The sequence below is a fragment of the Mesorhizobium sp. B1-1-7 genome, from assembly GCF_006442705.1.
GTDB lineage: Bacteria > Pseudomonadota > Alphaproteobacteria > Rhizobiales > Rhizobiaceae > Mesorhizobium > Mesorhizobium opportunistum.
Genome location: NZ_VFWQ01000001.1, coordinates 79884 through 97250, shown reverse-complemented (window position 1 = coordinate 97250; position 17367 = coordinate 79884). Strand labels below are relative to the sequence as shown.

Genomic DNA, 17367 nt, shown 5'->3' with positions numbered 1-17367 from the left:
TGCGGGATTACTGCTCTACCGTGACGGTGACCGCAAGCAGTTCTTCCGCCTGTCCCAGCCGAATTCCCGACACCGGTGAGGCGTCGCGGTAGTCGCGACCGGTGGCCACCTTCACATAGCGTTCGTCGGGAGAGATACCGTTGGCGGGGTCGAAGGCAACCCAGCCGAGGCCCGGGACATGGGCTTCGGCCCAGGCGTGGCTTGCCGCCTGCTCGACAGCGGCGTCCATCATCAGATAGCCGCTGACATAGCGGGCCGGAAATCCCATCGCACGCGCGGCGGCGGCGAAGATATGGCCATGGTCCTGGCAGACCCCGGTCTTAAGCGCCAGGGCTTCTTCCGCCGACGTCGTCGCGTTGGTGGTGCCCGGCGTATAGGCGACGCGTTCGCAGATGATGGCCATCAGCCGATGCAGTCTTTCGATGTCGGTACCCTTGCCGACCGTCTCGGCAAGATCGCGGATGCCGTGGCCGATCGTGGTCAAAGGCGTCTCCTGCGCGAACAGCCAGAGCGGCGCAAAGCCCTGGTGCGGTCCGCATACGCCTGATGTATCGCGCGTCACCACCTCGCCGGACGCCTCGACCGTGATGAAGTCGCGGTCACCCTCGACGCTCAGCAGCCTGGTATCGTTGCCGTAGTGATCGGTAAATCGCACTTCCTCGCGCGCGCCTTCGATCTTCAGCGCCCAGGACAGCACCGTCTGCGTCGGCCCGCTGACCGGAAGCAGCCTTAGCCTCTGGAGCAGGTATTGCACCGGCGCATCGTAGCGGTATTCCGTCCGGTGGGTGATCTTGAGCCGCATGGGGTCATTTTCCGTTTGTAAGCAAGATCTTGTCCGCAAACCGGTTTCCACTTTGCGGGATCATGCTCAATAAAACCGGTAATCCTGCGCGATCTCGTCGCCGAGCCTGGTGTTGTCGCGAATGAACCCCGCCAGGAACTCGTGCAGGCCGGTGTCGAATATATCCTTGATCGATCCGGCCCTCAGCATCGCCTGTGTTTTGTCCGCCGTGGCGTGGCAGGCATGCCGCTCGCCATAGTCGTCGCCAAGAAATTTCAGATGCTCCGACAGAAAGCGATAGCAGAAGGTCAGCGAACGCGGCATGCGCACATTGAGGATCAGGTAATCGGCGATGTTGGTCGGCTTGTAGTCGGCGTCGTAGACCCAGCGGTAGGAGCGATGCGCCGACACCGAGCGCAGGATCGATTCCCACTGGTAGTTGTCGAGTGTCGAGCCGACCCAGGAAATCGACGGCAACAGCACGTAATATTTCACGTCGAGGATGCGCGCCGTGTTGTCGGCGCGCTCGACATAGGTGCCGAGCTGCGAAAAATCGAAAATCTCGTTGCGCAGCATGGTGCCGTAGAACGAGCCGCGGATCAGCGCCGTCTCGCGCTTGATCGCGTCGAGGACGGTCGGCAGGTCGCGTTCGTCGATCGGCCTTGCCAGCATCCGCTTCAGCGCCATCCAGGCTTCGTTGATGCTTTCCCATGTCTCGCGCGTCAGCGCGGTGCGCACCATGCGCGCATTGTTGCGGGCCGTCTCGATCGACGACATCGTGCTCGAAGGGTTCGACGTGTCGCGCAGCAGGAAATCGGAGACGTTGGCAGCCGTGTAGTCCTGGTATTTCTGCGTGAAGGTGACATCCGAGCCGGCGCTGAGCAGCACCGAATTCCACTCTTCCGAAGCGCTCTGGGTGCGGGTCAGCGCCATCCGCAACCCGGCATCGACCAGCCGCGCCATGTTTTCAGCCCGCTCGATATAGCGGTTCATCCAGTAGAGCCCGTTGGCGGTGCGGCCCAAAAGCATGTCAGCTTGCTCCGATGTCGAGCGAATAGCGAGTAGCGAATAGCGAATAGCGAATAGCGGAAAAACTTTTCATGACTTCTGTTGCAGGCTCCTGATCATCGAACGCAGCATTTTCCCAATCTCGTCAGCTTGGCCAAGCAAGTTCGCGACACCCGCTTCGACCATCAATCCCACCTCTCCACACAGGATGATATGTGTCTCCAACTCTTTTAGGGAGCCCTGCGCTACGCGAAGAAACTGAATGAAGGCCCCTGTACTTTCTCGACCATGACCTTCAGCGATATTTGCTGCAATGGAAGCTGCAGAGCGTCGTATCTGAGAGGTCATTCCGTATACTTCGCTACTCGGAAAGCCTTTCGTGGCCGAGTAGCAATTCACTGCCAACCCTAGGGCCGCCTTCCAAATAATCAGATCCCTGTAGGAATTGATCGCCGTCGTATCCCCCTATTCGCTATTCGCTATTCGCTACTCGCTCTCTCAATCATCCAGCACCCAGGTGTCCTTCGTTCCGCCACCCTGCGACGAGTTCACCACCAGCGAGCCTTCCTTGAGCGCGACGCGGGTCAGCCCGCCGGGCACGATCTGGATGCGGTCGGATACCAACACGTAAGGCCGGAGATCGACATGGCGCGGCGCCAGGCCCTTGTCGGTCAGGATCGGACAGGTCGACAGCGCCAGAGTGGGTTGCGCGATGTAGTTGGAAGGTTTTGCCGCCAGCTTCTTGGCGAAATCCTGGCATTCCTTTTTCGTCGCCGCCGGCCCCACCAGCATGCCGTAGCCGCCCGAGCCATGCACTTCCTTGATCACCAGTTCGTGGATGTGCTCGAGCACGTATTTCAGGCTGTCCGCTTCCGAACAGCGCCAGGTCGGGATGTTGCCGAGGATCGCCTTGCGGCCGGTGTAGAATTCGACGATCTCGGGCATGTAGGAATAGATCGCCTTGTCGTCGGCGATGCCGGTGCCCGGCGCATTGGCGATGGTGATGTTGCCGGCGCGATAGACATCCATGATGCCTGGCACGCCAAGTGCCGAATCCGGCCGGAAGGTCAGCGGGTCGAGGAAGGAATCGTCGACACGGCGGTAGAGCACGTCGATCTGCTTGTAGCCCTCGGTCGTGCGCATCGCGACATGGCCGTCGACCACGCGCAGATCCTGCCCCTCGACCAGTTGCACGCCCATCTGGTCGGCGAGAAAAGCGTGTTCGAAATAGGCGGAATTGAAACTGCCGGGCGTCAGCACCGCGATGGTCGGCGCACCCTTGGTGCCTTGCGGGCGAACCGCAGCCAGGGACTGGCGCAGAAGCTGCGGATAGTTCTCCACCGGCCGCACCTTGATCTTCTGGAACAGCTCGGGAAACAGCTGCATCATCGTTTCGCGGTTCTCCAGCATGTAGGAGACGCCGGAGGGTGTGCGCGCATTGTCCTCCAGCACGTAGAATTCGTCCTCGCTGATGCGGACGATGTCGACGCCGATAATGTGGGTGTAGACGCCGGCCGGTGGCCGCACGCCGATCATTTCCGGCAAAAACGCCTCGTTCTTGGCGATCAATTCCCTGGGAACGCGGCCGGCGCGCAGGATTTCCTGGCGATGGTAGATATCGTCGAGGAAGGCGTTCAGCGCCTGCACGCGCTGCTCGATGCCTTGCGTCAGGCGCCGCCACTCATTGCCTGAAATGATGCGTGGAACGATGTCGAAAGGGATCAGCCGTTCGGAGGCTTCCTGCTCGCCATAGACGGCGAAGGTTATGCCGGTCTTGCGGAAGACGCGTTCGGCGTCCTGCATCTTCTCGGTAAGTCTGGCTGGATCCTGCTCCTTCAGCCAGCGATCATAAGCCGAATACGGTCTTCTCAATCCGGAGACTTCCGGAAGCATTTCATCGAACGCTGCCAATCGCGTACTCCCCTGTGACACCATTTCACTGGCCTCGCCGGAGAAAATCAAGCGCAATCGGTGATTTGGAGGAAGCGGGCGATCAGTATCTTGCGCCTGCCTAAAATTGAGGCAGCCTAAATATGACCTTGATCAGCCTTTGCCTCCTGCCCGGGCAACAGCGTTTGGCGGCTAGAATGCGCGGAAGGTGACGACGGTGAATGTGTCCTTGATGCCGGGGAGAATCTGCACCTTCTCGTTGACGAAATGGCCGACGTCTTCCTCATCGTCGACATAGAACTTGGCGAGCAGATCGTAGTTGCCGGCGGTGGAGTAGATCTCCGAGGCGATCTCGGCATCGGCCAGCGCGCTGGCAACCTCATAGGATTTGCCCAGCTCGCATTTGATCTGCACGAAAAACGCCTTCATGGCTTCGTCCCGCTAAACGTCCAAGTCCAAGCGGCCCTTCTGGCAGACTGAAGGCGGGCTTTCAAGCGTTGGAATCCATCCTTAGCCGGCCCGAGCCTTGGCCGCGGCTTCCCGTGGCTCGGTTATCACCTTTGCGATTATTCGCAATCGCTGAAACCGCGATATCCCGCAAAGCGTATATTATAATGCGTCTTCGGACAGCGATTTTGAGGGAAGCCCTTTTCGAGGGACAACGGAGACAGGCCATGCGCCGCGCTTTTTTCGCATTCGCAGTCGTTCCATTCATCTTCATGTCGCCCATCTTCATACCAGGAGCCTTTGCCGGCGATGCCGAGATCAAGGCCGGCCAGGCTGTCATCGACGGTCAGTTGAAAGCCCTCATCGCCAATGACGGCGCCAGGGCCTACAGCTTCGCCGCGCCAAACGTGAAGCAGGTCTTCCCGACCGTCGACGCCTTCATGGACATGGTGACCAACGGCTACCCGCCGGTGCGCAGGCCACAATCCTATGCCTTCGGCAAGGTCGAGCAGACTGGCCCGGGTTCGATCGTCCAGCAGGTGCTGATCGTCGGGCCCGATGGCAAGAACTACGAGGCGGTCTATACGCTGCAGCAGCAGCCCGACGGCACGTTCCAGATCACCGGCTGCAGCTTGCGGGCGTCGAATTCGTTGAGCACGAGGTTTTTACAGGACGGGGATGTCGCCCCTCGCCCAGCCCTCGGTGATCTCAGCTCCACGCGCATCGAACGCGCCGGCCTCGATCGCGGCTCGGATATCCTGCATAAGCTTTTGATAATACGAAAGATTATTCCAGGTCAGCAGCATGGCCCCGAGCGCCTCCTGCGAGCGCACCAGATGGTGCAGATAGGCGCGTGAATAATCCCGCGCCGCCGGGCAGTCGCTTTCCTCGTCGAGCGGGCGCGGATCGTCGGCGTGGCGTGCGTTGCGCAGATTGACCTTGCCGCGCCTGGTGTAGGCAAGGCCGTGGCGGCCGGCCCGCGTCGGCATCACGCAATCGAACATGTCGATGCCGCGCGCCACCGATTTCAGGATATCGTCGGGCGTACCGACGCCCATGAGATAGCGCGGCTTGTCGTCAGGCAGTTCCGGACAGGTGATGTCGAGCATCTCCAGCATCACCGCTTGCGGTTCGCCGACAGCAAGGCCGCCGACCGCGTAGCCTTTCAAATTCATCGCGCTCAGCGCCTGCGCCGAGCGCACCCTCAGTGCCGCGTTGTCGCCGCCTTGCACGATGCCGAACATCGCCTTGCCCGGCTGGTCGCCGAACGCCGTCTTGCAGCGCTCGGCCCAACGCAGCGACAGCTCCATGGCGCGCTCGATCTCCTTGATCTCGGCCGGCAGCGCCGTGCATTCGTCGAGCTGCATCTGGATGTCGGAATCGAGCAGACCCTGGATCTCGATCGAGCGCTCCGGCGACATTTCGTAAGCGGCGCCGTCGATATGGGAGCGGAAAGTGACGCCCTTCTCGGTCAGCTTCCGCAGCTTCGACAGCGACATCACCTGAAAACCGCCGCTGTCGGTCAGGATCGGCTGCGGCCAGCGGGCAAACTCGTGCAAGCCGCCAAGCCGCGCCACGCGCTCGGCTCCGGGTCGCAGCATCAGATGATAGGTGTTGCCAAGGATGATGTCGGCGCCGACGCCGCGCACCTGGTCCATGTACATGGCCTTGACCGTGCCGCCGGTGCCGACCGGCATGAAGGCCGGCGTGCGGATTTCGCCGCGCGGCATGTCGATCAGGCCACGCCGCGCCGCGCCGTCGGTCGCCAGAACCTTGAAAGAGAACGGCTTAGCCATTGAATTCCTTGTCATGAACCGGCGCGTCCGGCGCTTGGCTGTCGAGCGACTGGCGATATTGGATGCAGCCGCGCATGAATTTGGGCCAAGGCGGCACCGCGATGGATGGCTCGGTCTTCTCCGGCAGCAGATCCCAGAGGTCGGGATGATGCCAGCACAGATCGTGCCCGGAAGCATCGCGGTGTGCGCGAATGCCGGCGCGCAATTTTTTCACCTCCGCGATCAGGTTTTCGCGATCGAGGGCTTGCAGATCATCGTCCATCGCTCGTCTCCGCTCGATAAAGCAGGCTTGCGTCTCCATACGAATAGAACCTGTAGCGCTCGGCGATGGCATGCGCATAGGCGGCACGCATCGTCTCCAGGCCACTGAAGGCCGACACCAGCATGAACAGGGTCGAGCGCGGCAGATGGAAATTGGTCATCAGCATGTCGGCGGTGCGGAAACGATAGCCGGGCGTGATGAAGATGTCGGTCGGCCCGGACCATGCAGCCAATGTGCCGTCGTCATGCGCGGCACTTTCCAGCAAGCGCAGCGACGTCGTGCCGACGGCGATGATGCGCCCGCCCCTCGCCTTCGCCGCGTTGAGCGCTTCGGCGGTCGCCGCGCTGACCGAACCGATCTCGGCATGCATCTTGTGGTCGGCGGTATCGTCCGCCTTCACCGGCAGGAACGTGCCGGCGCCGACATGAAGCGTGACGAACCGGCGTTCGACGCCCTTGGCGTCGAGCGCGGCAAACAGCTCCGGGGTGAAATGCAGGCCAGCGGTGGGCGCCGCAACGGCACCTTCCTCCCGCGCATAGATGGTCTGGTAGTCGGCCCGGTCGCGCTCGTCGTCATCGCGCTTCGAGGCAATATAGGGCGGCAGCGGAATATGGCCGACGGCATGCAGCGCCTCGTCCAGGAACGGCCCCGACAGGTCGAAGCCGAGCAGCGCCTCGCCGCCCTCGCCCTTCTCGATCACCGTCGCGTCGAGCTGGCCGAGGAAACAGGAATTGCCGTCATGGCCGAAATGGATGCGGTCGCCGACGGCAACGCGCTTGCCTGGCCGCATGAAGGCGAGCCAGCGGTCCGGCGCCATGCGCATGTGCAGCGTGGCCTCGACCTGTGCCTGCGCCTCGCCGCGCCGCCTTATGCCTTTGAGCTGCGCAGGGATGACCTTGGTGTCGTTGAACACCAGCACGTCGCCGGCCCTGAGCAGGGACGGCAGGTCGCCAACCCTGCGATCGTCGAGCGCCTCGCCCGGTCTGACCACCAGCATCCCGGCGCTGTCGCGCGGCTCCGCCGGTCGAAGCGCGATGCGCTCCTCAGGCAGGTCGAAATCAAAGAGATCGACACGCATCAGTAGAGCCGGACGAGCAGCGCTCCGGCCAAGAGCAGCACCGCGCCGGCAACGCGGCCGAGCGAGATTTCACGCACCGCGACACCGAGGAAGCCTATGCGGTCGATGAGCATGCCGGCCAGCAGTTGCCCTGCAACCAGGAACGCCATCAGTGCGGCGGCACCGATGCGGGGCGTGAGGATCGTCGACAACGTGACGTAGAAGCCGCCGAGCATGCCGCCGGCGACGAACAGCCAGGGCGCCGGCGCCTTCCAGTCGAGTGAGATGCCTTGCAGCTTGACCACGATGACGGCGATGATGCCGAGCACCACCGCGCCCGACAGGAACGAGAACGCAGCCGCCGCGACCGGGAGCCCCAGGCCGCGCGCCAGCTGCGAATTGATCGGCGCCTGAATGGCAATGAAGGCGCCGGACAGGATGCCGAGAAGCGACCAGACGACGCCCATCATTGTCGTATTACCTTACTTGACGTCGGCCGCGACCTTCAGCGACACGATCTTGTCGGGATCCTGCACCGGCTCGCCGCGCTTGATCTTGTCGACATTGTCCATGCCCTCGATGACCTGGCCCCAGACCGTGTACTGGCGGTTGAGGAAGGCGGCATCGTCGAAGCAGATGAAGAACTGCGAGTTGGCCGAATTCGGGTTCTGCGAACGCGCCATCGAACAGGTGCCGCGGCCGTGGTTGGCATTGGAGAATTCGGCCTTGAGGTCCGGCTTGTCGGAGCCGCCCATGCCGGCGCGGGAAGGAGCAAAGGTCGGCTTGTTCGAATTGCCGAACTTGACGTCCCCGGTCTGCGCCATGAAGCCTTCGATGACGCGGTGGAAGACCACGCCGTCATAGGCGCCTTCCCGAGCCAGTTCCTTGATGCGGGCGACATGGCCAGGTGCCAAATCGGGGAGAAGTTCGATTACGACCTTGCCCTTGGTCGTTTCCATGATGAGCGCGTTCTCGCGGTCCTTGATCTCGGCCATGTCAGTTATCCTTTTGATAAAACAGATTTATTTGACAATTTTACTTGTCTGCGGCGATGCGCACTTTGATCATCCGATCGGGATCGGAGACCGTACCGTTGTCCGCCTCGTCGCCCTTCTTGATCTTGTCCACCAGGTCCATGCCGCTGACCACATTGCCGACGATGGTGTACTGCCCGTCGAGCGGCGGCGCCGGCGCGAACATGATGAAGAATTGCGAGTTTGCGGAGTTCGGGTCCTGCGAGCGGGCCATGCCCACCACGCCGCGCTTGTAGTGCTCGGTCTGCGAGAACTCGGCCGGCAGGTCGGGCAGGTCGGAACCGCCGGTGCCGACGGCCTGGGGGTTGAAACCCTTCTCCATATTGCCGAACTTCACGTCGCCGGTCTGCGCCATGAAGCCGTCGATGACACGGTGGAAGGCGACGTTGTCGTAAGCATGATCACGCACAAGCTTCTTGATCTGCGCGACATGCTTGGGCGCCAGGTCGGGCCGCAGCGCGATGGTCACGTCGCCGCCCTTCAGGGTGATGATCATGGTGTTTTCGGGATCGGCGGCATGGGCCGAGATCGATGCGGTCACGAGACCGGCAAGCACGACGAGGAACGAGGCGAGCTTTTTCAGCTGCATGGTCTTCTCCGAGAAACCTATTTTGCGAATTTGGCGGTGAGCGCACCGGCGACGGCCGCTGGCACGAAGGGGCGGATGTCGCCTCCCATCGAGGCTATCTGGCGCACAAGTGTGGCCGTAATGGTGCGTACCGAAGGGCTGGCGGGCAGAAAAACCGTCTGCAGTTCCGGCGCCATGGTCTCGTTCATGCCGGCCATCTGCATCTCGTAATCGAGATCGGTGCCGTCGCGCAGGCCCCGGATCATGATCGAGGCGCCCTCTCTCCTGGCCGCGTCGATGACCAGCCCGTCAAAGGCGACCACCTTGATGCGGCCCCCGTCCCGGCCGAATTCGGCCTTGGTGGCGGCTTCGATGAGTTGCACCCGCTCCTCGAAGGAGAACAGCGGTTTCTTGCCCGGATGAATGCCGATCGCGGCATAGACGATGTCGGCCACGGCCAGCGATGCTTTCAGCACATCGAGATGGCCGTTGGTCAGCGGGTCGAAAGAGCCGGCATAGAGGGCAATTCGTTCAGTCATGGCTGGTGCTTCTAGCGAGCCTCCGCCGCAAAGGCAAATCCGATCGGCACCGAAGCCGTGAACCTTTTCCGCCGCATGAACGACAGATGAACACGCTGATCACGAAGCCTTCACGCAGCGTTCACTAGGTTGCACCTTAATAAGATGAAACCAAAATCCCATCTATCCGTTGTAAGGCGCAGGAGAACACGCAAATGCTGATCTACATGCTCGCCACCGCAATGACCGTCGCCATGCTGATCGCCACAGTATTCGGGCTGCATCAGGAGGCGCAACGGGTCCGCGTCAGGGCCACCACCAAGCGCTTCGAAGGCTTCGGCCCCCGCAAGCCCTATCGTCACTACTAAGTTAGTCCAGACTTGCTGCCGCGCCGGCCAATGGGCCGGCGTTGCTATGTCCAGAACCTGCCGCGGCAGTTATTCCGCGGTACCGGTGCCAGCGTCTGGTGTAGGGCTGGCCTCAGAACCGCCCTCGACGGCTTCTTCGATTTCCTCGTCCGATTGCGGTTCGGATATCCGCTCGACCGAAACCACCTTTTCACCCTCAGCCGTGTTGAAGATGGTCACGCCCTTGGTGGCGCGGCTGGCGAAACGGATGCCGTTGACCGGTACCCGGATGACGGTGCCGCCGTCCGACACCAGCATGATCTGGTCGTCATTGCCGACCGGGAAGGTCGCCACCAGCTGGCCGATCTCGGCGGTCTTCGACACGTCGGTGGCGCGGATGCCCTTGCCGCCGCGGCCGGTCAGGCGGAAATCATAGGACGACGAGCGCTTGCCGTAGCCATATTCGGTCACCGTCAGCACGTACTGCTCATGCGCCTTGAGCTCTTCGTAACGGCTGTCGGAAAGCTCCGTCTCCTCGCCGATCTCCTCATTGGTGAGCGCGATCTCTTCTTCCTCTCCCGCCGTCTCGGCGGCAAGCCGCCGCTCCGACGCCGCCCGCTTGAGGTAAGCGGCTCGCTCCGCCGGAGAAGCATCGACATGCTCGATCACCGACATGGAGATGATGCGGTCGGCCGCAGCCATGGTGATGCCGCGCACGCCGACGGAATTGCGGCTCTGGAAGACACGCACGTCCCCGACGGAGAAGCGGATGCACTGACCCGAATTCGCCGTCAGAAGCACATCGTCATTGTCGGTGCAGGTCTCGACACCGAGGATCTCGTCGCCCTCTTCCTCCAGCTTCATCGCAATCTTGCCGTTGCGGTTGACCTGGACGAAGTCGGACAGCTTGTTGCGGCGCACGGTGCCGCGTGTCGTGGCGAACATCACGTCGAGCTCGCCCCAGCTCGTCTCGTCCTCCGGCAGCGGCATGATGGTGGTGATGCGCTCGCCCTGCTCCAGCGGCAGCATGTTGATCAGCGCCTTGCCGCGTGACTGCGGGTTGCCGATCGGCAGCCGCCAGACCTTTTCCTTGTAGACGATGCCGCGCGAGGAGAAGAACAGCACCGGCGTGTGGGTGTTGGCCACGAACAGCCGGGTCACGAAATCCTCTTCCTTGGTCGACATGCCGGAGCGGCCCTTGCCGCCACGGCGCTGCGCCCGGTAGAGCGAAAGCGGCACGCGCTTGATGTAGCCGGAATGGCTCACCGTCACGACCATGTCCTCGCGCTGGATCAGGTCCTCGTCTTCCATGTCCGCGCCGCCGTCGGTGAGTTCGGTGCGGCGTGGCGTGCCGAACTCGTCGCGCACGGCGGCAAGTTCGTCCTTCACGATCTGCTGGACCCGCGCGCGGGACGACAAAATGTCCAGATAATCAATGATTTCGGCGCCGATCGTGTTCAACTCGTCGGCGATTTCGTCGCGGCCAAGTGCCGTCAGGCGCTGCAGGCGCAGTTCGAGGATGGCGCGCGCCTGTTCCTCGGACAGATTGTAAGTGCCGTCCTCGTTGATGCGATGGCGCGGATCGTCGATCAGAAGGATCAGCGACTCGACATCGCCCGACGGCCAGCGCCGCTCCATCAACTGCTCACGCGCCGTCTGCGGATCCGGCGCGGTGCGGATCAGCTTGATCACTTCGTCGATGTTGGCGACGGCGATGGCCAGACCCACCAGCACATGGGCGCGGTCGCGCGCCTTGCGCAGCAGGAATTTCGTGCGCCTCGTGATCACCTCTTCGCGGAAGGAGACGAACGCCCTCAGCATATCGGTCAGGTTCATCACTTCCGGCTTGCCGCCGTTCAGCGCCACCATATTGGCGCCGAACGAGGTCTGCAGCGGCGTGAAGCGGTAAAGCTGGTTGAGGATGACGTCGGCAACGGCGTCGCGCTTCAGTTCGATGACGACGCGGTAGCCCTGGCGGTCGCTTTCGTCACGGATGTCGGAAATGCCCTCGATGCGCTTGTCGCGCACCAGTTCGGCCATCTTCTCGATCATCGAGGCCTTGTTCACCTGGTAGGGAACCTCGGTGATGATGATCGATTCACGGTCATTGCCGCGCTGTTCGATGTTGACCTTGCCGCGCATGACGATGGAACCGCGGCCGGTCGCATAGGCGCTGTAGATGCCGGAACGGCCAAGCACGATGCCGCCGGTCGGAAAATCCGGCCCCGGAATGATCTCCATCAGCGCCGGCAGGTCGATCGCCGGATTGTCGATGATGGCGATCGCGCCGTTGCAGACTTCGCTCAGATTGTGCGGCGGAATGTTGGTGGCCATGCCGACGGCAATGCCGCCGGAGCCGTTGACCAGAAGGTTGGGGAAGCGTGCCGGCAGCACCTTCGGCTCGGTGTCGGAGGCGTCATATGTGTCCTGGAAGTCGACGGTGTCCTTGTCGATATCCTCCAGCAATTCATGCGCGACCTTGGTCAGGCGCGATTCGGTGTAGCGCATCGCCGCCGGCGGATCGCCGTCGATCGAGCCGAAATTGCCCTGCCCGTCGATCAGCGGCACGCGCAGCGACCAATCCTGCGCCATGCGCACCAAGGCGTCATAGATCGAGGCATCGCCATGCGGATGGTATTTACCCATCACGTCGGCGACCGGGCGCGCCGACTTCACATATTTGCGGTTCCAGTGGTAGCCGCTCTCATGCGCCGCATAGAGAATGCGGCGATGCACCGGCTTGAGGCCATCACGCACATCGGGCAGCGCACGGCTGACGATCACGCTCATGGCGTAAGACAGATAGGAGCTCTGCATCTCCTCGATGATGGAGATCGGCTCAATGCCGGTGGGGCCGCCGTCGGCGCCGCGCGGTGTTTTTTGGTCGGTCAAATCGGATCACAATCTAATCAGGAATCACTTGACGCTTATATAGGAAGCACGGCCGAAACTCCAATATTCCCGGCACTTTTCCAGTGTCATTTTTAGTGGTTATTTCAAAAGGATACCGCTGATTGCGACGATATGGCCACAACGCTTTTCGCCGCCACCTGGGCAAAAGCCGGCAATGGACCAACTTCGCCAAACGAAAGCCGCGGGCGCCCTGAATTTGGAGCCCGTGGCTGCCTTGCGAGCGCTGAGCCGCGATCTCGACGGCATCTGATCGCGGCTTGGCCGTGTGCCGACTTCTGACTGAGCCCTAACCAAGACGCTCGCGAGCCGGGGCGCTTGATCGGCGGGCGCGATAGTCGCCGGGCGTTTCGCCCATGACACGTCGAAACCGGCGATTGAAGGTCGACAAATCATTGAAGCCGGCCTCGAAGGCGATCGCCGAGATCGTATCGTTCGACATGCGCAGCCGCACCGCCGCGCGGTGCAGCCGGATCTTGAGCAGGAACTGATAGGGCGTCATGCCGGCGACCTGCCGGAAGGTGCGCAGGAAATGATAGGGACTGGTCGCCGCTTCATCGGCCAACACCGAAAGCGAAACCGGCCGGTCGGCATCCAGCTCGATCCGCCGCACGGCTTCGGCCACCCGTTTCTGGTCGCGGCGGCTCGGGGCGCGCCTGGCAGGCGTGGCGCTGGAAACCGTGGCGACTGCGGCAGCGGCAATGCGTAGGGAAAGTTCCTCGAAGGCGTCCTTGTCGGCCATTTCGCGGGCGGCTTCCACCTCTGCCAACAATGGCGCCAAGGCCGGCAAAGGCGGCAGTCGCGGCGCGTCGAAGGCAGATTTCTTGGCGCCTGGCACATCGGCGACGATCCGTTCCATGTAGTCCGGCCTGAAATGGAACGAGAGGCAACGGTCGCCGCTGCCATGCTCGTGCCCGCATTCGTAGCACGTGCCGGGATTGCCGAGCAGGAGGGCGCCGGGTGCCAGCATCGCGGTGCCTTGCTGCGCGCGGTAGCGGAACGTGCCGCTGGTCACCGCCGCGACACAAAAATCCCGATGCGCCTCCTCGAACGGCCGATCGCCGGCGCCGGCCGTGCAGATCACATCCGCCACATGCCAGCCAGGTCCAAATGCGAGCGTATGCGTTGTGGCCCTCATGGGCCGAAATATAGCAATTTTTCCCAAGCCCAGAACCCCGTCACCGGCTAGTCCTCACGGTCTCCTGACAAAAAGAGACCACGGCCATGTTCGATCCCTTTGCCGAAGCTTTGCACAGCCCCGGACCGATCGGCGAGTTAGCCGAAAAACTCAATCTCTACGGCCGCTTCGTCGGTGCCTGGACATTCGACGCCTCGCGCCACCTCGAGGACGGCACGGTGCTGACCGGGCGCGGCGAGGTGCATTTCGGCTGGGTGCTGGAAGGCCGCGCCATCCAGGACGTCTGGATCCTGCCCGCACGGAATACCGGTTCGCAGCCTTCGCTCGGCAAATGGACGTTCTATGGCACGACGCTGCGGGTCTATGATCCCGCCGCGGACGCCTGGCACATCTTCTGGAGCGATCCGCGCAACCAGTATTTCAGCCGCCAGCTCGGCCGTGCCGAGGGCGACACGATCGTGCAGGTCGGCGCCGATGGCACTGGCTCCTCGGTGCGCTGGAGTTTTTCGCGCATCACCGAGGACAGCTTCCGCTGGCTTGGCGAGCGTTCGCACGACGATGGCGCGACATGGCGGCTCGAGGTCGAATTCCTGGCCCGCCGCGCGAATAAAGTTCGAAATGAAAGGTAGCGGTCCCTCACGCCCCCTCTATCTTGCCGGCATTTCACGCCACAGCCTGTTTTCAGTGCCCCTGCTTTGCTCTACCAATTGCAGGGCACGGGCTCGGCCCGGCGGGAGGGTCAGAGATGCCGAGTTTCGACAGCCTGTTCAACGCCTTCGTCACCATTCTGGTGACCATCGACCCGCCCGGCCTGGCGCCGCTGTTTCTCGCCGTCACACGCGGCATGAACCGCGAGGAGCGCCAGCAGGTCTCGGTCCGCGCCTCGATCATCGGCTTCCTGGTGATGGCGCTGTTCGCCGTCGCCGGCGCCTCCATCCTGTCGGTGTTCGGCATTACGCTGCCAGCCTTCCGTGTCGCCGGCGGTTTTCTGCTGTTCTTCATCGCCTTTGAAATGGTGTTCGAGCGCCGGCAGGATCGCAAGGAGAAGATCGGCGACGTTGCCATCACCAAGGACATGATCCACAACATCGCCGCTTTCCCGCTGGCGATCCCGCTGATCGCCGGCCCCGGCGCCATTTCGGCGACGGTGCTGCTCTCCGGCTCGTTTCAGGGCTTTGCGGCGCAAGCCGCGCTGGTCGGCATCATCTTCGTCTGCCTCGCCATCACCTATCTGGTGTTCGTGCTGTCGGAGCGCATCGACCGCATCCTCGGCCAGACCGGGCGTTCGATCCTGACCCGCCTGCTAGGCGTCATCCTGGCGGCATTGGCCGTACAGTTCGTCGCCGACGGCATCAAGGCGCTGATGGCGAGTTGAACAGTAATCCCTACTGCCTACTGCCTACTGCCTACTGCCTACTGCCTACTGCCTACTGCCTACCTCGCCGTCGTATCGATCACTTCGAAATCATGCGTGATCGTGGCGGTTTTGGCCAGCATTGCCGAGGCCGAGCAGTATTTCTCGATCGACAGGTCGATCGCTCGCTTGACCTTGTCCGGCGAGAGCGCCCTGCCCTTGACGACGAAATGCATGTGGATGCGCGTGAACACCTTTGGGTCGGTCTCGGCCCGGTCGGAATCGAGCTCGACGACGCAGTCCTCGACCGCCTCGCGGCCCTTTTCAAGGATATGGACGACATCATAGGCCGAACAGCCGCCGGTGCCGATCAGCACCAGTTCCATCGGGCTCGGCCCCGGCGTCTTGCCTTCCGGGCCGGACGCGGTTCCCAGCACGACCTTATGACCGCTGCCGGACTCACCGATGAATGTGCGTTCCTCCACCCATTTCACGCGTCCTTTCATCGAACTCGTCCTTCACCGTGTTTCCTTGACCGCTCGGCCAGCGCTCAATTCGACAATGCAAAACCCCGAAAGTCCATTGGGACTCTCGGGGCACAATGCTTGAGCCAACATTGAGCCTGAGCCAAAACTGGCGTCCGCGGTTTCGATCAGAGCCCGCCTTGATCAGAACGGGATTTCGTCGTCCAGCTCGCGCGACGAACCGCCGCCACCGCCGCCCCTGGGAGCGCTGCCGCCGCCACGGTTGAAGCTCTCGTTCGGGCTGGACTGGCCGAAATCGGAACCACGGCTGTTGCCGCCGGAATAACCGCCGACCTGGCCACCCTCGCCCTGGCCGCGCGCGTCGAGCATCTGCAGCTCGCCACGGAATTTCTGCAGCACGACTTCCGTCGTGTATTTGTCGGCGCCGGTCTGGTCCTGCCATTTGCGCGTCTGCAGCTGGCCCTCGACATAGACCTTCATGCCCTTCTTCAGGTACTGCTCGGCGACCTTGGCGATGCCCTCATTGAAGATGACGACGTTGTGCCACTCGGTCTTTTCCTTGCGCTCGCCCGAATTCTTGTCGCGCCAGCTTTCCGATGTGGCGATGCGGATGTTGACGACCGGCTCGCCCGAGTTCAGGCGGCGGATTTCAGGGTCCGCACCGAGATTGCCGACCAGAATGACCTTGTTGACGCTACCCGCCATGATATTTCTCCGCGCTCATCCGAAACAAATTTTTGTCGCAGCACCTTACAGGCTGCGAATGTCAGCCGCCTGCTAAGGCTGGCTTTTCCCACAAGGTTTTTGTTCCCTTTTCGTTCCTATATGCACTGCCGCTGATTGTCAAGGAATGGCAGCAATGCCCGAGCCCCGCATATGGGTTTCAAAACATCACTTGCCAAATCAATAAGTATCGACTTATGCTTTCGCCATGATCGAAGCAGAGATTTTCCGCGCCCTGGCCGACCCGACGCGCCGCGCCGTCTTCGAGCGTCTCGCCACGGCAGAGATGAGCGTGTCGGAACTGCGCAGCGGCCTGACGGTGTCACAGCCGGCCGTGTCGCAGCATCTGGCGGTGCTGCGCAGCGCCGGCCTCGTGGTCGAGCGGCGGGCCGGCCGCAATGCCTACTACCGCGCCGATCCGCAGGGGCTTGCCCCCCTGCTCTCCTGGATCGAGCGCTACCGGACCTTCTGGCCGGAGCGTATCGAAAGGTTGAAGACGGTTTTGAAGGATATGGATCAGTGAAGGGTTTGGACCAGTGAAGGATTTGGGATCGATGAAGGCCAAAAACCAAAACGAAGTCGCCCAGGATGCGCTGGAGTTCGAATACGATCTTTCCGAGCCGCCCGAAAAGGTGTGGCGGGCGCTGACGGTGCCGGAATTGCTCGCCGCCTGGATGATGCCGAACGACATCAGGCCGCAGGCCGGCAGCCGTTTTGCCTTCGCGGGACCGGAGGCTCCGATCGAATGCGAAATCCTCGACGCCGAGCCCGAACGCCTGTTGCGCTATTCCTGGCGGGAGCAGCCGGGCGATGCGACACGGCAGGACCCGCTCGACAGCACCGTCACCTTCACGCTTGCCCGCACCGTTTCCGGCGGCACGCATCTGCGCATCGTCCATGACGGCTTTGCCCGCAAAGCCATGCCCGCCGTCGCCATGGCTGGTGCCGGCTGCCGGCTTTCGCTGGGGTTGCACGAGGCCGGGAAGCCCATCGCCGCGAACACGCCGCGCCTTCTGCTGCGCGCGGCGTGAACATAGAAATCGGAGACG

At 62.3% G+C, this 17367-nt stretch carries 21 protein-coding genes and 1 pseudogene; 6 read left to right on the top strand and 16 right to left on the bottom strand.

Going from position 1 to position 17367, the window contains the following annotated elements:
- Positions 1 to 7 precede the first annotated feature (7 nt).
- The 5 genes from FJ978_RS00445 to FJ978_RS00425 all read right to left on the bottom strand — a co-directional run bounded on the left by FJ978_RS00445 (position 8) and on the right by FJ978_RS00425 (position 4108).
- Positions 8 to 802, bottom strand: a complete 795-nt coding sequence (locus FJ978_RS00445) for a transglutaminase family protein (RefSeq protein WP_140569363.1) — start codon at positions 800 to 802, stop codon at positions 8 to 10.
- Positions 803 to 868: 66 nt separating this feature from the next.
- Entirely contained in the window at positions 869 to 1810 is a 942-nt protein-coding gene (locus FJ978_RS00440; protein ID WP_013895307.1) for an alpha-E domain-containing protein, read from the bottom strand.
- A gap of 69 nt (positions 1811 to 1879) precedes the next feature.
- Positions 1880 to 2239, bottom strand: coding sequence for a four helix bundle protein (locus FJ978_RS00435; protein WP_140569361.1), 360 nt, complete (start codon positions 2237 to 2239; stop codon positions 1880 to 1882).
- Positions 2240 to 2287: 48 nt separating this feature from the next.
- Positions 2288 to 3700 carry a circularly permuted type 2 ATP-grasp protein gene (locus FJ978_RS00430; protein ID WP_041164205.1) on the bottom strand — a complete coding sequence of 471 codons (1413 nt, stop codon included), beginning with the start codon at positions 3698 to 3700 and terminating at the stop codon, positions 2288 to 2290.
- 171 nt (positions 3701 to 3871) lie between these two features.
- The gene (locus FJ978_RS00425) at positions 3872 to 4108 is read right to left on the bottom strand and encodes an Lrp/AsnC family transcriptional regulator (protein ID WP_010909609.1); all 237 of its coding nucleotides are present in this window, start codon (positions 4106 to 4108) and stop codon (positions 3872 to 3874) included.
- Between the two features lie 245 nt (positions 4109 to 4353).
- Here FJ978_RS00425 and FJ978_RS00420 point away from each other — a divergent pair.
- Positions 4354 to 4785: pseudogene (locus tag FJ978_RS00420) on the top strand (DUF4864 domain-containing protein); the annotation flags it as partial.
- 6 nt (positions 4786 to 4791) lie between these two features.
- On the opposite strand, the gene tgt reads toward FJ978_RS00420, so the two are convergent.
- The 7 genes from tgt to coaD form a co-directional block, all read right to left on the bottom strand.
- Positions 4792 to 5922 (bottom strand): tRNA guanosine(34) transglycosylase Tgt, encoded by a 1131-nt coding sequence (tgt, locus tag FJ978_RS00415; RefSeq protein ID WP_140569358.1) that lies wholly within the window; start codon positions 5920 to 5922, stop codon positions 4792 to 4794.
- Positions 5915 to 6184: a hypothetical protein gene (locus tag FJ978_RS00410; protein ID WP_140569356.1), complete on the bottom strand. Its 270-nt coding sequence runs from the start codon at positions 6182 to 6184 to the stop codon at positions 5915 to 5917. The genes tgt and FJ978_RS00410 overlap by 8 nt, the downstream gene beginning before the upstream one ends.
- The gene (queA, locus tag FJ978_RS00405) at positions 6174 to 7262 is read right to left on the bottom strand and encodes a tRNA preQ1(34) S-adenosylmethionine ribosyltransferase-isomerase QueA (protein WP_140569353.1); all 1089 of its coding nucleotides are present in this window, start codon (positions 7260 to 7262) and stop codon (positions 6174 to 6176) included. The genes FJ978_RS00410 and queA overlap by 11 nt, the downstream gene beginning before the upstream one ends.
- Complete coding sequence (locus FJ978_RS00400; protein ID WP_023777490.1) at positions 7262 to 7711, bottom strand: DMT family transporter; 450 nt, start codon at positions 7709 to 7711, stop codon at positions 7262 to 7264. The genes queA and FJ978_RS00400 overlap by 1 nt, the downstream gene beginning before the upstream one ends.
- A gap of 12 nt (positions 7712 to 7723) precedes the next feature.
- Positions 7724 to 8236, bottom strand: a complete 513-nt coding sequence (locus tag FJ978_RS00395; protein WP_023777491.1) for a peptidylprolyl isomerase — start codon at positions 8234 to 8236, stop codon at positions 7724 to 7726.
- Positions 8237 to 8276: 40 nt separating this feature from the next.
- On the bottom strand, positions 8277 to 8771 hold the full coding sequence (locus FJ978_RS00390; RefSeq protein WP_224729927.1) for a peptidylprolyl isomerase: 495 nt from the start codon (positions 8769 to 8771) through the stop codon (positions 8277 to 8279).
- A gap of 110 nt (positions 8772 to 8881) precedes the next feature.
- Positions 8882 to 9382, bottom strand: a complete 501-nt coding sequence (coaD, locus tag FJ978_RS00385) for a pantetheine-phosphate adenylyltransferase (protein ID WP_013895298.1) — start codon at positions 9380 to 9382, stop codon at positions 8882 to 8884.
- Between the two features lie 194 nt (positions 9383 to 9576).
- Here coaD and FJ978_RS00380 point away from each other — a divergent pair, with 194 nt between their 5' ends.
- A complete protein-coding gene (locus FJ978_RS00380) occupies positions 9577 to 9729 on the top strand; it encodes a hypothetical protein (protein ID WP_013895297.1) in 153 nt (50 codons plus the stop codon).
- A gap of 69 nt (positions 9730 to 9798) precedes the next feature.
- On the opposite strand, the gene gyrA is transcribed toward FJ978_RS00380, so the two are convergent.
- Together gyrA and FJ978_RS00370 are read right to left on the bottom strand one after the other, a co-directional pair.
- Positions 9799 to 12600 carry a DNA gyrase subunit A gene (gene gyrA / locus FJ978_RS00375; RefSeq protein ID WP_140569349.1) on the bottom strand — a complete coding sequence of 934 codons (2802 nt, stop codon included), beginning with the start codon at positions 12598 to 12600 and terminating at the stop codon, positions 9799 to 9801.
- 307 nt (positions 12601 to 12907) lie between these two features.
- On the bottom strand, positions 12908 to 13756 hold the full coding sequence (locus FJ978_RS00370) for an AraC family transcriptional regulator (RefSeq protein WP_140569347.1): 849 nt from the start codon (positions 13754 to 13756) through the stop codon (positions 12908 to 12910).
- Positions 13757 to 13842: 86 nt separating this feature from the next.
- Between FJ978_RS00370 and FJ978_RS00365 the strand changes: the two genes are divergently transcribed.
- Complete coding sequence (locus FJ978_RS00365; RefSeq protein WP_140569346.1) at positions 13843 to 14385, top strand: hypothetical protein; 543 nt, start codon at positions 13843 to 13845, stop codon at positions 14383 to 14385.
- Between the two features lie 116 nt (positions 14386 to 14501).
- Entirely contained in the window at positions 14502 to 15131 is a 630-nt protein-coding gene (locus tag FJ978_RS00360; protein ID WP_140569344.1) for a MarC family protein, read from the top strand.
- A gap of 59 nt (positions 15132 to 15190) precedes the next feature.
- Here the strand turns inward: FJ978_RS00360 and FJ978_RS00355 are convergent, their stop codons facing one another.
- Positions 15191 to 15616 carry an OsmC family protein gene (locus FJ978_RS00355; RefSeq protein ID WP_140569341.1) on the bottom strand — a complete coding sequence of 142 codons (426 nt, stop codon included), beginning with the start codon at positions 15614 to 15616 and terminating at the stop codon, positions 15191 to 15193.
- A gap of 162 nt (positions 15617 to 15778) precedes the next feature.
- On the bottom strand, positions 15779 to 16300 hold the full coding sequence (locus FJ978_RS00350; protein ID WP_013895291.1) for a single-stranded DNA-binding protein: 522 nt from the start codon (positions 16298 to 16300) through the stop codon (positions 15779 to 15781).
- Between the two features lie 226 nt (positions 16301 to 16526).
- Between FJ978_RS00350 and FJ978_RS00345 the strand changes: the two genes are divergently transcribed.
- Both FJ978_RS00345 and FJ978_RS00340 read left to right on the top strand, forming a co-directional pair.
- Positions 16527 to 16841, top strand: coding sequence for a metalloregulator ArsR/SmtB family transcription factor (locus FJ978_RS00345; RefSeq protein WP_013895290.1), 315 nt, complete (start codon positions 16527 to 16529; stop codon positions 16839 to 16841).
- Between the two features lie 31 nt (positions 16842 to 16872).
- Positions 16873 to 17349: an SRPBCC domain-containing protein gene (locus tag FJ978_RS00340; RefSeq protein WP_140569340.1), complete on the top strand. Its 477-nt coding sequence runs from the start codon at positions 16873 to 16875 to the stop codon at positions 17347 to 17349.
- Positions 17350 to 17367 lie beyond the last annotated feature (18 nt).

What these genes read in the sequence shown, in the direction of transcription:
- FJ978_RS00380 (WP_013895297.1), top strand. Translation starts at nt 9,577, where the DNA reads ATGCTGATCTACATGCTCGCCACCGCAATGACCGTCGCCATGCTGATC.
- FJ978_RS00345 (WP_013895290.1), top strand. Translation starts at nt 16,527, where the DNA reads ATGATCGAAGCAGAGATTTTCCGCGCCCTGGCCGACCCGACGCGCCGC.
- queA (WP_140569353.1), bottom strand. Translation starts at nt 7,262, where the DNA reads ATGCGTGTCGATCTCTTTGATTTCGACCTGCCTGAGGAGCGCATCGCG.
- FJ978_RS00340 (WP_140569340.1), top strand. Translation starts at nt 16,873, where the DNA reads ATGAAGGCCAAAAACCAAAACGAAGTCGCCCAGGATGCGCTGGAGTTC.
- FJ978_RS00350 (WP_013895291.1), bottom strand. Translation starts at nt 16,300, where the DNA reads ATGGCGGGTAGCGTCAACAAGGTCATTCTGGTCGGCAATCTCGGTGCG.
- FJ978_RS00355 (WP_140569341.1), bottom strand. Translation starts at nt 15,616, where the DNA reads ATGAAAGGACGCGTGAAATGGGTGGAGGAACGCACATTCATCGGTGAG.
- FJ978_RS00390 (WP_224729927.1), bottom strand. Translation starts at nt 8,771, where the DNA reads ATGATCATCACCCTGAAGGGCGGCGACGTGACCATCGCGCTGCGGCCC.
- FJ978_RS00410 (WP_140569356.1), bottom strand. Translation starts at nt 6,184, where the DNA reads ATGGACGATGATCTGCAAGCCCTCGATCGCGAAAACCTGATCGCGGAG.
- coaD (WP_013895298.1), bottom strand. Translation starts at nt 9,382, where the DNA reads ATGACTGAACGAATTGCCCTCTATGCCGGCTCTTTCGACCCGCTGACC.
- FJ978_RS00370 (WP_140569347.1), bottom strand. Translation starts at nt 13,756, where the DNA reads ATGAGGGCCACAACGCATACGCTCGCATTTGGACCTGGCTGGCATGTG.
- FJ978_RS00395 (WP_023777491.1), bottom strand. Translation starts at nt 8,236, where the DNA reads ATGGCCGAGATCAAGGACCGCGAGAACGCGCTCATCATGGAAACGACC.
- FJ978_RS00400 (WP_023777490.1), bottom strand. Translation starts at nt 7,711, where the DNA reads ATGATGGGCGTCGTCTGGTCGCTTCTCGGCATCCTGTCCGGCGCCTTC.
- FJ978_RS00360 (WP_140569344.1), top strand. Translation starts at nt 14,502, where the DNA reads ATGCCGAGTTTCGACAGCCTGTTCAACGCCTTCGTCACCATTCTGGTG.
- FJ978_RS00425 (WP_010909609.1), bottom strand. Translation starts at nt 4,108, where the DNA reads ATGAAGGCGTTTTTCGTGCAGATCAAATGCGAGCTGGGCAAATCCTAT.
- FJ978_RS00445 (WP_140569363.1), bottom strand. Translation starts at nt 802, where the DNA reads ATGCGGCTCAAGATCACCCACCGGACGGAATACCGCTACGATGCGCCG.
- tgt (WP_140569358.1), bottom strand. Translation starts at nt 5,922, where the DNA reads ATGGCTAAGCCGTTCTCTTTCAAGGTTCTGGCGACCGACGGCGCGGCG.
- FJ978_RS00440 (WP_013895307.1), bottom strand. Translation starts at nt 1,810, where the DNA reads ATGCTTTTGGGCCGCACCGCCAACGGGCTCTACTGGATGAACCGCTAT.
- FJ978_RS00365 (WP_140569346.1), top strand. Translation starts at nt 13,843, where the DNA reads ATGTTCGATCCCTTTGCCGAAGCTTTGCACAGCCCCGGACCGATCGGC.